The organism is Streptomyces mauvecolor (assembly GCF_039532965.1).
In the GTDB taxonomy this organism is placed as follows: domain Bacteria; phylum Actinomycetota; class Actinomycetes; order Streptomycetales; family Streptomycetaceae; genus Streptomyces; species Streptomyces violascens.
Map to the genome: position 1 here is coordinate 281732 of NZ_BAAASQ010000008.1, position 13289 is coordinate 295020.

A 13289-nucleotide genomic window follows, 5' to 3' on the forward strand; every position below is an offset into this window, starting at 1 on the left:
AGCCGCGGCCGCCCCGGATCCGTGTGCTTCCTGCGCAACCACGGAAAAGGATCGTAACTCCTGGTCCCGACACTGCAAGTGGCGGCCCCCTTAACGCAGAATGGGTCCACCAATTTGGCCCGCGGCGATTGCCGGGCGAGCGACGCATATCTCCCGAGGAATGGGACCGGTAAGCGAATCCGCTTCCTCTTCCCGAAGCCGCGGCCGCCGCACCATCTGATCGGAGACGAAATGAGCAACCCATTCGACGACGAACGCGCCGCGTTCCTGGTTCTCGCCAACGGTGAGGGTCAGCATTCGCTGTGGCCGGCCTTCGCCGAGCCGCCGGCCGGCTGGACGGTCGTGAAGGGCGAGGACACCCGGCAGGCGTGCATCGAGTACGTCAACGCCAACTGGTCCGACATCCGGCCGCAGAGCCTCGTCGACGCCATGGCCGGGAGCGCGGCATGACGCACCCCGCGATGACCCGTCCCGGCCGGCGGGCCGCCGACGAGGCGTTCCCGGCGCGGACGGTGCCCGGTCTGTTCGCCGCGCAGGCAGCCCGCACGCCGGACGCGCTCGCCGTGGTCGGCGGAGGGACCACGTTCACCTACGCCGAACTCGACGCCAGGGCCAACCGGTTGGCGCACCGCCTCGTGGACCTGGGCGTCCGCCCCGACGCCCCGGTCGCGCTGCTCATGGAACGCGGCCCCGACCTGGTCACCGCGATCCTCGCCGTCCTGAAGGCGGGCGGCGGCTACGTTCCGCTGCGCGCCGACTTCCCCGCCGACCGCCTCCGCTGGATCACCGCCCAGGCCGGCGCCGCCGTCCTGCTGCGCGACCCGGCCTCCGCCCACGTCGCGTTCGAGCACGACGCCACCGAACTGCTCCTGGACGAGGAGGCCTTCGCCGGCCGGCCGGGGGGCGACCCCGCCGTACCGCTGTCCGGTGACCACCTCTGCTACGTGATGTACACCTCCGGCTCCACCGGAACGCCCAAGGGCGTGGCCGTCACCCACCGCGACGTGACGTCCTTCGCCACCGACCGCTCCTGGCACGACCACGACGAGCACCGAGTGCTCCTGCACTCCCCGCACTCCTTCGACGCCGCCACCTACGAGCTGTGGGCGCCCCTCCTCAACGGCGGCACCGTGGTGGTGGCGCCCCCGGGCCCCAACGACACGCACGACCTGGCCGAGCTGATCTCCGAGTACGACGTCACCGGGCTCTTCCTCACCGCCGCGCTGTTCGACCTGGTCGCCGCCGAGCGGCCCGAATGCCTGGGAACGGTGCGGGAGTTGGGTACCGGCGGCGACGTCGCCCCGCCCAAGGCGGTCCACCGGATCCTGGAGGCCAACCCGGGCATCACCGTCCGCAACCTGTACGGCCCCACCGAGGCCACCGTCGCCGCCACGGCCCACCCCGTGCGCTCGGTCACGGACGTCGGCCAGGTGGTCCCCATCGGCCGCCCCCTGGACAACTCCCGGGCCTACGTCCTCGACGGCGAACTCCGGCCTGTTCCGGCGGGGGTGGTGGGGGAGTTGTACATCGCGGGTGCGGGTCTGGCGCGTGGTTATCTGGGTCGTCCGGATCTGACGGCGGAGCGTTTTGTCGCCTGTCCCTTCGGTGGGGTGGGTGAGCGGATGTATCGCACGGGTGATCTGGCTCGCTGGAATCGCGAGGGTGAGTTGGTGTTCGCGGGTCGTGCGGACGACCAGGTGAAGATCCGTGGTTTCCGCATCGAGTTGGGGGAGGTGGAGAGTGCGCTCGCGTCGTTCCCGGGTGCGGCGCAGGCGTTGGTCGTCGTGCGCGAGGACCGGCCCGGTGACAAGCGTCTGGTCGGCTACATGACCGGGACCGGCCTGGACGTCGCCGAGGTCCACGCCTTCCTCACCGGACGGCTTCCCGCCTTCATGGTGCCGTCCGCGATCGTCGTCCTCGACGCCCTGCCCCTCACCGGCAACGGCAAGGTCGACCGCAAGGCGCTGCCCGCCCCGACGGCGGCCACGACGGCCGAAGGTCCCCGCCGTGCGCCGCGCACCCCGTACGAGACGATCCTGTGCGCGCTGTACGCCGAACTGCTCGGCACCGACCGGGTGGGCATCGACGACGACTTCTTCGCGCTGGGCGGTCACTCCCTGCTCGCCACCAGACTCGCCGCGCGCATCAGGTCGGCCCTCGGCGTGGACGCATCGGTCCGGGACGTCTTCGCCCTCCCCACGCCGATCCACCTCGCCGCGCACCTGGAGTCGGCCCGGGCCTGTGAACGGCCGGCCCTGCGGCCCACGCCTCGCGACGGCGACATGCCCCTCTCCTTCGCCCAGCGACGCCTGTGGATCCTCGACCGGCTGGAGGGCCCCAGCGCCACCTACAACCTGCCGTTCGCCCTCACGCTCACGGGACAACTGGACATCGAGGCACTGCGGGCCGCCCTGACCGACCTGGTCCGGCGCCACGAGGTGCTGCGCACCGTCTACGTCCAGGTGGACGGCGAACCGCGACAGCGGATCCTGCCGGCCGCGCCGGTGGACCTACCCGTCGAAGAAGTCGACGAACAGGCGCTGGCGGCCGCCTGCTCCCGCGCGAAGAGCCACGTCTTCGACCTGACCCGGACCCCACTCGCGCCGCGCCTGCTGCGCACCCGGCCCGACGAGCACGTCCTGCTGCTGACCGTGCACCACATAGCCGCCGACGGCTGGTCGGTGGACCCGCTCCTGCGCGACCTGGCCACCGCCTACGCGGCGCGCCGGACCGGGCGCGCCCCCGGCTGGGAACCGCTGCCCGTCCAGTACGCCGACTACACGCGGTGGCACCCGGAGCTCCTCGGCTCGGCCGACGACCCGGACAGCGCGCACTCCCGTCAACTGGCCTACTGGCGAAGGGCGTTGGAGGGTGCACCCCCCGAGCTCGCCCTCCCCTACGACCGCCCACGCCCCGCCGCCCCGACCCACCATGGCGGCGACGTGCCGCTGGTCCTCGACGCCGCGCTGCACGAACGGCTCCAGCAGGTGGCGCGCGAGACCGACACCACGCTCTTCATGGTCCTGCACGCAGCCCTCGCGGTCCTGCTGCACCGCGTCGGCGCGGGCGAGGACATCCCGGTGGGCAGCCCGATCGCGGGCCGCACCGACGAGGCGCTCACCGACCTCGTCGGGTTCTTCGTCAACACCCTGGTGCTGCGCGCCGACCTCGCGGACAACCCCACCTTCCGGGACCTCCTGGCCCGGGTGAAGGACGCGGACCTGGACGCCTTCGGCCACCAGGACGTTCCGTTCGACCGGCTGGTCGAGGAGCTCGCGCCCGACCGGTCCGTGGCGCGACACCCGCTGTTCCAGGTCATGTTCGTCCTCAACCAGGCGATGCCCGACCCGGAGCTGCCCGGCCTCGACTGCCGCACGGAGCTCCTGCGGCTCGACTCGCCCAAGTTCGACCTGACCTTGAACCTGGTCGAGAACCGGTCCGCCGACGGCCATGCCGCCGGGATCACGGGTGCGCTCGAATACGCCCGCGACCTGTTCGACCACGACACCGTCCAGGCCCTGACCGAGCAGCTCGTGCGCGTCCTGGAAACGGTGGTTCGCCAACCGGACACCCGGATCGGGCAGTTCGACCTCCTGTCGGCCGCCGACCGCGAGCGGATCCTCGTGGACTGGAACGCCACCGCCCTGGACCTGCCGGCGGCCACACTGCCCGACCTGTTCGCGGCGCAAGTGGCCCGCGACCCCGCCGCGCCCGCCGTGATCGCCGACGGGGTCGAGGTCGACTACGCCGAACTGGACGCCCGGGCCGACCGCCTCGCCCACCTCCTGGCGGCCCGCGGCATCGGTGCCGAGGACACCGTCGCCGTGTCGATGCCGCGTTCCCTGGAGTGGATCACCGCGGTGCTCGCGGTCGCCAAGACCGGAGCCGTCTACGTACCGGTCGACCCCGCCTACCCGCGTCAGCGGATCGAGTACGTCCTCGGCAACAGCGCACCCGCCCTGCTGCTCACCGTGACGGGCCTGGAGCAGACCCTGCCCCCGGTGGACGTGCCCCGCCTGCTGCTGGACACCCTCGACGAGCTGCCTCCCGGGGAGCCGTTCACCGCGGCACACCGAGTACGGCCGCTGAACGCCGCCAACGCGGCGTACCTCATCTACACCTCCGGCTCGACCGGCCTGCCCAAGGCCGTCGCGGTCAGCCACACCGGCCTCGCGAGCCTGGTCGCCCACCAGGTCCGGGTCTTCGGGACCGGACCGGGCAGCCGGGTCCTCCAGTTCGCCTCGCCCAGCTTCGACGCGTCCGTCCTCGACCTGTGCGGCTCGCTCCTGACCGGGGCCACCCTGGTCCTGGCCCGCGCCGAGGACCTGGAGGTGGGACAGCCGCTGGTGGACACCGTCGCCCGGTACGGCGTGACCACCGCGCTCATTCCCCCCGCCGCCCTGGCCGTCCTGCCGGAGGGCTCGCTGCCCACGGTGCGCACCCTGGTCGTGGGCGGGGACTCGTGCCCGCCGGAAGTGGTCGCCCGCTGGTGCGGCGACCGCCGCATGATCAACGCGTACGGCCCCACCGAGAGCACCGTGTCCGCGACCATGGCCGCACCGCTGCGCGCGGACGGATCCGTGCCGCCGATCGGCGGGCCCGTGGCCAACACCCGTGTGTACGTCCTGGACAAGTGGCTCCGGCCTGTTCCGGCGGGGGTGGTGGGGGAGTTGTACATCGCGGGTGCGGGTCTGGCGCGTGGTTATCTGGGTCGTCCGGATCTGACGGCGGAGCGTTTTGTCGCCTGTCCCTTTGGTGGGGTGGGTGAGCGGATGTATCGCACGGGTGATCTGGCTCGCTGGAATCGCGAGGGTGAGTTGGTGTTCGCGGGCCGTGTGGACGATCAGGTGAAGATCCGTGGTTTCCGGATCGAGTTGGGGGAGGTGGAGAGTGCGCTCGCGTCGTTCCCGGGTGCGGCGCAGGCGGTGGTCGTCGTACGCGAGGACCGGCCCGGCGACAAGCGCCTGGTCGGCTACATGACCGGGACCGGCCTGGACGTCGCCGACGTGCGCGAGCACCTGGCGACCCGGCTTCCCGCCTACATGGTGCCGTCCGCGATCGTCGTACTCGACGAGCTTCCGGTGACCAGCAACGGCAAGACGGACCGCAAGAACCTGCCCGCACCGACCGCGTCCACGACGGACTCGCGGCTGCCCCGCACCGGTCTCGAACGGACCCTGTGCGCGCTGTACGCCGAGCTGCTCGGCACCGACCGGGTGGGCATCGACGACGACTTCTTCGCGCTGGGCGGTCACTCCCTGCTCGCCACCAGACTCGTCGTCCGCATCCAGGCCGAACTCGGCGTCGACGTCCCCGTCCGGACCGTCTTCACGTCCCGGACCGTGGCCGCCCTGGCCCGGACCGTCGAGGGCGGCGCGGTGGACGACGTGGACCTGGCGGCCGAGGCCCGCCTGGACCCGTCGATCACGGTGAACCGTGCCAACACACCTCGCCCGCACGACCCGCAGGAGGTGCTGCTCACCGGCGCGACGGGCTTCCTCGGGTCCTTCCTCCTCGCGGAGCTCCTGCGCGTCCACACCGACGCCACCGTGACCTGTGTGGTCCGGGCATCCGGGCCCGACGAAGCGGCGGCCCGCGTCGAACGGAGCCTGGCCCGGTACGGCCTGTGGGACGAGAGTTTGCACAAGCGGGTCAACGCCGTCGCGGGCGACCTGGAACAGCCGCTGCTCGGCCTCCCCGAGGGCGAGTTCACGGCACTCGCCGACCGGGTCGACGTCATCTACCACAACGGCGCACGCGTGCACCACGTGGACCCGTACCGGCGGATGAAGGCCGCCAACGTCCTGGCCACCCAGGACGTCGTGCGCCTCGCAGCGCGGGGCGGCGGCGTCCCCGTGCACTACGTGTCCACCGGCAGCGTCCTGGTCGGAACCGGGGACAACCCCGCCGACCTCGCCGAAGACCGCCGCGTCGCCCCCGAACTGGTGCTGCCCAACGGCTACATCCAGACCAAGTGGGTGGCCGAGGAGCTGATGCGCGAGGCGAAGCGCCGGGGCATCCCCACCACGATCCACCGGCCCGCCCGGATCAGCGGCCACACGGCCTCCGGGGCCGCCGGCACCGACGACTCCTTCTGGAAGTTCGTCAAGGCCTGTGTGGAACTCGGCGCCGCACCCGACGCCGAAGGCACCCTCGAACCCGAGGACCTGGTGCCGGTGGACCACATGGCGGCCGCCATCGTCCACCTGTCCCGCCGGGCGGTGCCCGAGGGGCCCGTCGTCTCCTACACCCTGACCAACCCCACACCCACCCGACCCGAGGACGTGCTGCGCCAGGCACGGCTCGCCGGTCACCGGATGGAGGCCCTGTCCGGGCCGGAGTGGCAGGCAGCCCTCACGGCCGCCGCCGCGGACGCCCCCGAGGACAGCGCCATCCCGAGCATCGCCCTCCTGTACGGCGACTCCCCGGTCACCCTGCCCACCGGACACACCCCGCCGCGCTTCGCAGGCGTCAACGCCCGGCGCGACCTGAGCGGCTCCGGCCTCAACTGCCCTGTCATCCATGACGAGTTGATCCAGCGCTACCTCGCGTACTACGCCGGCACCGGCTTCCTGCCCCGGCCGGGCTCGGACACGGAGGCGATGCCCGACGGGACGTGATCGGCGTCCGGCGGCGGGCCCACGGACCGCCGTGGTGACGAGACCCGCTCGGCCCGCACACTGCGTGCGGGCCGAGCGGGTCATTTCGTCGTCTCGCGCGTGACGCCGAAGTCACAGAGCACGGAAGTCGGTCAACTGCCGTGAGTCTTCCCAGGGTTTGACCCACACCTGGGCCTCGTACCGGGCCGCCCCGGCAGGACCGGCCGCCTCGATCGTGAGGATGTAGCGGGTACCGGCGACGACCTGCTCGTCGGCATCGACGACGTGGCCGAGGGCCAGCCGCTGACCGGACCGCCTGTCGCAGAACAGGGCTGGGCCCGAACCGCTTGTGGCGGTTCGGGCCCAGCCCTGTTCTCGCTGCTCCGTCACGACTCGATGAGTGCCCGGATCCGTGGCGTGGCCACCGCTGTCCCGAGGCCGACCAGGACCGCGAGGCTGCCCAGCGTCAAATAGAGGGCCACGCCGTCCAGTCGGGAGGCGACCTGGCCGCCGATCGCATCGCCGGCGGAGGCGGACAGGAAGAACAGCCCGGCGAGCTGGGAGCCCATCCCGGCCGGGGCGAGCCGGTGGCTCAGGGAGAGGCCGGTGGGGCTGAGGAACAGTTCACCGAGGGTCTGCAGGAAGTACAGGCCGACCAGCCACAGCAGCGAGATCCGCACGTCCCCGACGGCTCGCGCCGCGGCGACGGAGAGCAGCAGGAACGAGACCCCGCACAGGAGCAGACCGGTGGCGAACTTGGCCGGCGCCGAGACGCTGACGCGCTGCCAGACCACGGCCAGCGCACCGGCCAGCAGGATGATCAGGACGGGGTTCATGGCAGCCTGCCAGGTGACGGGCAGGCCCATCATGTCCACGTGCTCGTTGGCGAAGAGCTGCACGTTGGAGGCGGCCAGGTCGTAGATGCACCAGAAGACGACGGCGGCGGCGAACAGCCAGGCGTACGCCTTGATGCCGGAACGCCCCCGGTCGCCGAGGTCCGTGCGCCGCAGCAGTTTGACGAAGTACCCGACCGGCACGAGCACGGCGAGGACGGTGAACGCGGTGAGGCAGCGCGGCAGGGTGAGCACGCCGGTGAGTGAGGCCGCCAGGACGAGCACGACGGCCGCGCCGGTGCCCAGCAGCGTCCAGGTGCGGACCCGGACCGCCTCCTCCCGGGTCAGCGGTCGGGCGGGCCGATCGTCGACGCTCCGCAGGCCACCGCTCAGTACGAAGACGATGAGGCTGAGCCCCATGCCCACGGCCGCGGCGCCGAAGGCGATGCTCCAGCCGAACGTCACGCCGAGCCAGCCGACGAGCAGTGTCGCCACAAGACCGCCGATGTTGATGCTGGCGTAGAACTTGCTGTACGCCGCATCCCTCTCGCGGTCGTCGCGGTCCGCGAACAACTTGCCCACGAGAGCGGTCATGTTGGGCTTCTGCAGCCCGGTGCCGAGGGCGACCAGGACGAGGCCGGTGTAGACCGTGGCGGCCCCGAGGTCGAGCGCCAGCGACACGTGCCCGAGCAGGATGACCACACCGCCGAGCAGAGCCGCCCTGCGGGCGCCGAGCAGCCGGTCGGCGACCCAGCCGCCGGGCAGCGCGGTGAAATAGCAGGCGGACAGGTAGGCGCCGACGAGCGCCGTGGCCGTGCCGGAGCTCATGCCGAGGCCGTGGACCCGGTCCACCAGGAAGAGCGCGAGCACCGCCCGCATACCGTAGAAGGATCGCTAGGAGAACCGCTCTGCTGCCTCACTCAGACAAAGCGGCAGCAGGCCCTTGCGGGCGCGGTTCTCTGCGATCACCTCCACTCTGTTCGAGGTGAGCGACATGTGTGTCTTTCCTGTTCTTCGAGTTCTCGGGCAGGAGGACCGGGGGCAGCGGTGAGCGCAGGCCTCGCGGCGGTCCACGGAAGGAGGAAGATCCTTTGGAGATCCCCCTCATCAGGGTCCCGGCCGGACCACGGAGCAGGCAGAGCCGAAAGCCTCCGGGACCCCGGGACGTTGTGGTGCAGAGGAGGACGGGCGAGTGCCACTTTCGTGGCGGTGTACGGCCTTTCGGCTCGCCCGGTGGGCCGGTCGACCGCTGAGACCGGAACTTCCGGGCCTCGGCGGCCGGCTCGGCGGCGCATCTCGCACGGAGACGTTCGGGTACTTCCCATCGAGGTCGCGCCCGCTGCGCGGTTCACCGTACGAAATACGGAAGCAGGGCCGGGCGGCCGACGGGGGAGGTCGGCCGCCCGGCCCTGCCGGGGTTCTCCGCGTGCCCTCCAGTGGGGGGAGCGGATGCGCGGTGGACCACTCTGCTCAAGCGGCCGTCGCGCGGATTCATTACACCCGCCGCGGCGGGTGCCGGAAGTCGATGCCGGCGTGCACGAAAGTCACGAGAGCGGCGGACTCCGGTGGGGACGGACGAGCGCGGTGGCGTCGGTGCGTCGCCGGGTTCCCGCGCCGGCCCGCCTCAGCGCGGACTGGGCGCGAAGCGAGCCTCGACGCGGAACCCGCCGTCCGGGGTGGCGCCGGCGGTGAGGGTGCCGCTCAGCTCCTCGGACCGGGCGCGCATCCCGGCGAGGCCCGAACCCGAACCAGGCAGGGGGCTCGAACGCCGTGCGCAGCCGGGCCCGTTCGTGACGGCGAGCACCAGGCCGCCGCCGACAGCGGCGGCCGTGACCGTCACGCGCGCGCCGGGCGCGTGCTTCGCGGCGTTGGTGAGCGCTTCCGTGGCGACACATTCCGCGGCCGCGCGGTGGCGCGGATCCGCCGCCGCGAGCACGTCGTCGAGACCGGGGGAGGTGTCGATGCGCAGTCCGACGCCGCGCATCGACGTGCACAGTTCGCCGACGGACAACGACGGCGGGGTGCACTGCACGACCGTCAGCAACTGCTCCAGCGCGGACCGGCTCTGGGACGCGATGTGCTGGAGCGCGGGCCCCGTCCGCTCCAGGCAGGAGCAGGGCGTGCCCGCGGTGAGCCGGGTCAGGAGGTTCTCGGTGAGCATGATGGTCGCGGTGAGGTGGTGCCCGGCCAGGTCGTGCATGTCCTGGGCGATCCGGCGGCGCTCGGCCGAGACGGCCTCCGCCTTGCGGCGGGCCTCTCGTTCGGCCGCCAACTCACGCTCCTGACGCCGCGCCCGGATCTGCGTGCCCATGGCGGTCGGGCCGAGTGCGGTGATCACGACGACCGCGAGGTAGTCCTCGCCCGAGAGCGTGTGCCAGGTGAGGTCGGCCGTCTGGAGCCGGGAGAAGAGGGGCAGCACGGCGGCGACCGCCGCGGAACCCCACGCCTGCCGCGTCGGCAGCCAGCGGCCGGCGGCGTAGGCGACGAAGGAGAGCGCGGTGTTCTCGCCGGAGAGGACGAAGCCCAGGCAGGCGACCGCCAGCGGCAACGGGAAGGGACCTCGGCGCAGGGCGACAGCGACCGTGCCGGCCACGAGGCCGCCGACCGCGCCCGGACCGGGGGTCCCCAGAGGCAGGACGAACAGCAACGACAGGGCGAACGCCGAGGCGGCCGCGACGAGGTCCCACTGCACAGACGTGAGCGCACGGAGCAGCGCGGTGGGCCGCAAGTGGGCGCGGGCGGACAGGGAAGGCAAGACGAACTCTCCAGGAGAGGGCAGGAGTGGGTTCGGCGGTGGCTCTCGACCAGCGGCACGAGGAGTGCCGGCCCGCCGGCGGAGATCACGCGCTGTCGCGGCGCCAACGGGTGAACTGGGCGGACAGCAGGGCGCCCTGGGTCCGGTTGGACACCTTCAGCTTGGCCAGGACCCGGGACACGTACGACTTCATCGTGCCCTCGCTCATCAGCAGCTGCTGGGCCATGTCCGCATTGCTGAGACCGTCGCCGAGCAGCACGAAGACCTCGTGCTCGCGGTTGGACAGCGACTCGATGCGGCTGCGGGCGGTGGGCCCGAGCGTGTCGTCGCGACGAGCCAGCGCGCTTCGCATGAGACAGCGCAGCACGGGCGAGGAGACCGCCGCGTGGCCGTCGGCGACCGCGTGCACATGGCGCAGCAGCTCGCCGGGCGAGTCCCCCTTGAGTACGAAGCCGGACGCCCCGGCCTCCAGCGCGTCGTACACCTGGCCCCCCGCGCCGAACGAGGTGAGGAAGAGCACCGGGGGCGTATCCGGGGAGTGCCGCAGCTCCTTGAGCACGCCGAGTCCGTCGAGGCCCGGCATGTTCAGGTCCATGGCGAGTACGTCCACGTGGTGCCGCCGCACGATGTCGAGGGCGCCCCGGCCGTCGTCGGCCTCGGCCACGACCTTGATCTCCGGGTCGGATTCAAGGATGGAACGCAGGCCGACCCGCACGAGTTCTTCGTCGTCCACCAGCGCGACGCTGAGCATGTGTCTTCTCCTCGGGATTCCGGACGCGGCCCGTTACGTCACTCCCTCCTGGGAGCGGAACGGTCGCAGGACCTCATTCTTCCTGACCTCGGCAAGGAAACTGCGCTCCTTCAGTCCCAGTGGCATCCGGGAAAAAGTCCATGACCTCATGGGACCAAAGTCCTGAAGTGCAAAAAAAGAACGAGGAATTCGAAGACCACTATATTCATGCCGCATACGGAGTGCCCTGGCGGCCGTACGGAAGCCGTACGGAACCGCGGGGCCGCCTGTTGAACCGGGTCCATGTACGCCCTGCCGGGCGCAGTGCGCGGGCGCGTCGCGTCTCCCACGGCTGCGGCCCGCGCCGTGCGGACTGCAGGGCGAGCGAAAAAGAATGGCAGCGGGAGGAACTCCTCGTCGGGTCAGGAATAGAGCCTCGCCTCGCGCAGGCCAATGCAATCGATGTGCCACAAAAGGTGAATGCCTGAATGCCTCCCCGAGGGGGAGAATCCGACCGTCTGTACCCATATTCGGGCTGCGTTGCCCCGTCCGGTAGTGGAACATCGTTTATGCATGCATAAAGCAGAGTTATGGGTGAGTTCCGGCACCGGCTCGGTGTCGGGCTTCCGGACGGCCCGGGAAACACGGTCGGGCCCTACGCCACCGGGCCACGGGCCTCGGGGCGTGGCGTTGGCGCTCAACCCGTCGGCAGCGATTTGGGCGGATAGCTGCGCAGGACGAGGGAGGTCGTGACGGGGCCGTACCGAGCGAGGGAGTCCACGACTTGCTCAAGGCGTTCGGCGTGGGAACAGTGCACGTCGAACAGCAGGCAGTCCTCGCCGGTTGTCCGCAGGGTCGAGACGACCTCGGGAGTGCGGGCGGCCAGGGTGAGTGCCTGGGACAGCTGCGCGTGCGTGGTACGAAGCCGGACGACGGCGTGGATGTTCAGCCCTACCGCGGCCGGGGTGACGACGGCGCGGTAGCCGGTGATGATCCCGCTCTTCTCCAGACGCTGGATGCGGGCACTGGCCGCCGGTTGCGAGAGCCCGACCCGGCGGCCGACCTCGGCGCCGGTGAGCCGGCCGTCGGCCTGGAGCAGATCCAGGATGGAGAGGTCGATCTCGTCGAGTGATTCCATCGTTGTCACCGCCACTTTCTTTGAGATCACTTGCCGAGCTCGGCTGCCACCGCTGGTCCATCGAGAATCACCGCAGGGCAGGCCCGCCAGGTGCAGGGGCCACGAGTGGAAGGACGGTAGACGATGGTCGGATACGTCGTCATCCCCGGGATCGACGGTTCGGGCGAGCGGCACTGGCAGAGCCGGTGGGAGAAGCGGTGGGGGGCCTCGGCGGTCCGGATCGCGCCGGCCTCATGGAGCCGGCCGGAGCTGCCCGACTGGGTCGCCGCGATCCAGACCGCCTACGAGACCGCCGCGCGGCGCGAGCGCCAGGTGGCATTGGTCGCCCACAGCCTGGGCTGCTGGGCGGCCGCGCAGTGGCTGGCCCGGGCGCGGCCCGACGGAGTGGTGGCGTTCCTGGCCGCCCCACCGGACCCGCGAGGGGCGGCCTTCCCGCGCCGGGCCGCGTCCACCTTCCTGGACCTGTCCGCCCGCCCCCTGCCATGCCCGAGCGTGCTGGTGGCCAGTGACGACGACCCCTACTGCGACCCGAAGACGGCCGCCTCGTTCGCGCGCGACTGGCAGGCGCAGCACCATCCGATCGACAACTGCGGCCACATCAATGCCGCCAGCGGTCTCGGCGATTGGCCGGCCGGTCTGGAACTCCTTCGCAGGCTGGTCGACCGGTGAGACGGCCGGGCTGAAGGTGTGCCACAGCCCTGCGCCGCGAGACGCAGGGCATGCCCGCGCCCGGTTGGATCAGGCGGCCGGCTCACGGAAATAGTGCCCCTTCTCCAGATCTTCCATCAGCCGCGGCTGCGTGGGCTCCCATCCCAGAAGCTCGCGGGTCAGTGTGCTGGAGGCCGGGAAGTCGGCTGCGAGGAAGTCCGCGAGCCAGCCGAAGTGTCCGGGCGCGTCCTCGGGGGAGACGGATACCACCGGCAGATCGAGGTGGCGGCCCAGGACCTCGGCGATGTCGCGGATCGGTACGCCCTCGTCCGCCACGCTGTGGAGCGCCGACCCCGCGGGGGCCTTTTCCGGCGCGAGGCGGAACAGGTGCGCGGAGTCGAGGCGGTGGACGGCGGGCCAGCGGTTGGTGCCGTCGCCTATGTAGGCGGAGACGAGTTCGGCCCCGACGGTGCTGCCTACCAAGCGGTCGTCGGCGGAGAGTACTTGGGACTGCCGCTGGCGGGCGCCGGGGTCGTCGCCGGCGCTGTCTCGGTGACCCGGCGCCGGCGCGAAAAACTTCCGGTAC

8 protein-coding genes and 1 pseudogene are annotated in these 13289 nt (G+C 71.5%); 3 read left to right on the top strand and 6 right to left on the bottom strand.

Annotated elements, in window-relative coordinates:
- Positions 1-231: 231 nt before the first annotated feature.
- Both ABD346_RS09185 and ABD346_RS09190 read left to right on the top strand, forming a co-directional pair.
- Positions 232-450 carry an MbtH family protein gene (locus ABD346_RS09185; protein WP_344373664.1) on the top strand — a complete coding sequence of 73 codons (219 nt, stop codon included), beginning with the start codon at positions 232-234 and terminating at the stop codon, positions 448-450.
- Positions 447-6620 (top strand): non-ribosomal peptide synthetase, encoded by a 6174-nt coding sequence (locus ABD346_RS09190; RefSeq protein ID WP_344373665.1) that lies wholly within the window; start codon positions 447-449, stop codon positions 6618-6620. Before ABD346_RS09185 ends, ABD346_RS09190 begins: the two co-directional genes overlap by 4 nt.
- A gap of 111 nt (positions 6621-6731) precedes the next feature.
- Here ABD346_RS09190 and ABD346_RS09195 read toward each other — a convergent pair whose 3' ends face one another.
- The 5 genes from ABD346_RS09195 to ABD346_RS09215 all read right to left on the bottom strand — a co-directional run bounded on the left by ABD346_RS09195 (position 6732) and on the right by ABD346_RS09215 (position 12055).
- A complete protein-coding gene (locus tag ABD346_RS09195; RefSeq protein ID WP_344373666.1) occupies positions 6732-6989 on the bottom strand; it encodes a cystatin family protein in 258 nt (85 codons plus the stop codon).
- Complete coding sequence (locus ABD346_RS09200; protein WP_344373668.1) at positions 6986-8311, bottom strand: peptide MFS transporter; 1326 nt, start codon at positions 8309-8311, stop codon at positions 6986-6988. Before ABD346_RS09200 ends, ABD346_RS09195 begins: the two co-directional genes overlap by 4 nt.
- Positions 8312-9056: 745 nt before the next feature.
- On the bottom strand, positions 9057-10187 hold the full coding sequence (locus ABD346_RS09205) for a sensor histidine kinase (protein WP_344373669.1): 1131 nt from the start codon (positions 10185-10187) through the stop codon (positions 9057-9059).
- 85 nt (positions 10188-10272) lie between these two features.
- Positions 10273-10938, bottom strand: a complete 666-nt coding sequence (locus tag ABD346_RS09210) for a response regulator (RefSeq protein ID WP_344373671.1) — start codon at positions 10936-10938, stop codon at positions 10273-10275.
- A 676-nt stretch (positions 10939-11614) separates the two neighbouring features.
- Entirely contained in the window at positions 11615-12055 is a 441-nt protein-coding gene (locus ABD346_RS09215; protein WP_344374442.1) for an Lrp/AsnC family transcriptional regulator, read from the bottom strand.
- Between the two features lie 123 nt (positions 12056-12178).
- On the opposite strand from ABD346_RS09215, the gene ABD346_RS09220 reads away from it, so the two are divergent.
- The gene (locus ABD346_RS09220) at positions 12179-12724 is read left to right on the top strand and encodes an RBBP9/YdeN family alpha/beta hydrolase (RefSeq protein ID WP_344373673.1); all 546 of its coding nucleotides are present in this window, start codon (positions 12179-12181) and stop codon (positions 12722-12724) included.
- A gap of 69 nt (positions 12725-12793) precedes the next feature.
- On the opposite strand, the pseudogene ABD346_RS09225 reads toward ABD346_RS09220, so the two are convergent.
- Positions 12794-13156, bottom strand: a pseudogene (locus ABD346_RS09225) (Rossmann-fold NAD(P)-binding domain-containing protein); the annotation flags it as partial.
- Between the last annotated feature and the right edge of the window lie 133 nt (positions 13157-13289).

Bases quoted from the DNA above. Each gene is read 5' to 3' on its own strand.
- ABD346_RS09215 (WP_344374442.1), bottom strand. From the start codon at position 12,055: ATGGAATCACTCGACGAGATCGACCTCTCCATCCTGGATCTGCTCCAG.
- ABD346_RS09200 (WP_344373668.1), bottom strand. From the start codon at position 8,311: ATGCGGGCGGTGCTCGCGCTCTTCCTGGTGGACCGGGTCCACGGCCTC.
- ABD346_RS09190 (WP_344373665.1), top strand. From the start codon at position 447: ATGACGCACCCCGCGATGACCCGTCCCGGCCGGCGGGCCGCCGACGAG.
- ABD346_RS09220 (WP_344373673.1), top strand. From the start codon at position 12,179: ATGGTCGGATACGTCGTCATCCCCGGGATCGACGGTTCGGGCGAGCGG.
- ABD346_RS09210 (WP_344373671.1), bottom strand. From the start codon at position 10,938: ATGCTCAGCGTCGCGCTGGTGGACGACGAAGAACTCGTGCGGGTCGGC.
- ABD346_RS09185 (WP_344373664.1), top strand. From the start codon at position 232: ATGAGCAACCCATTCGACGACGAACGCGCCGCGTTCCTGGTTCTCGCC.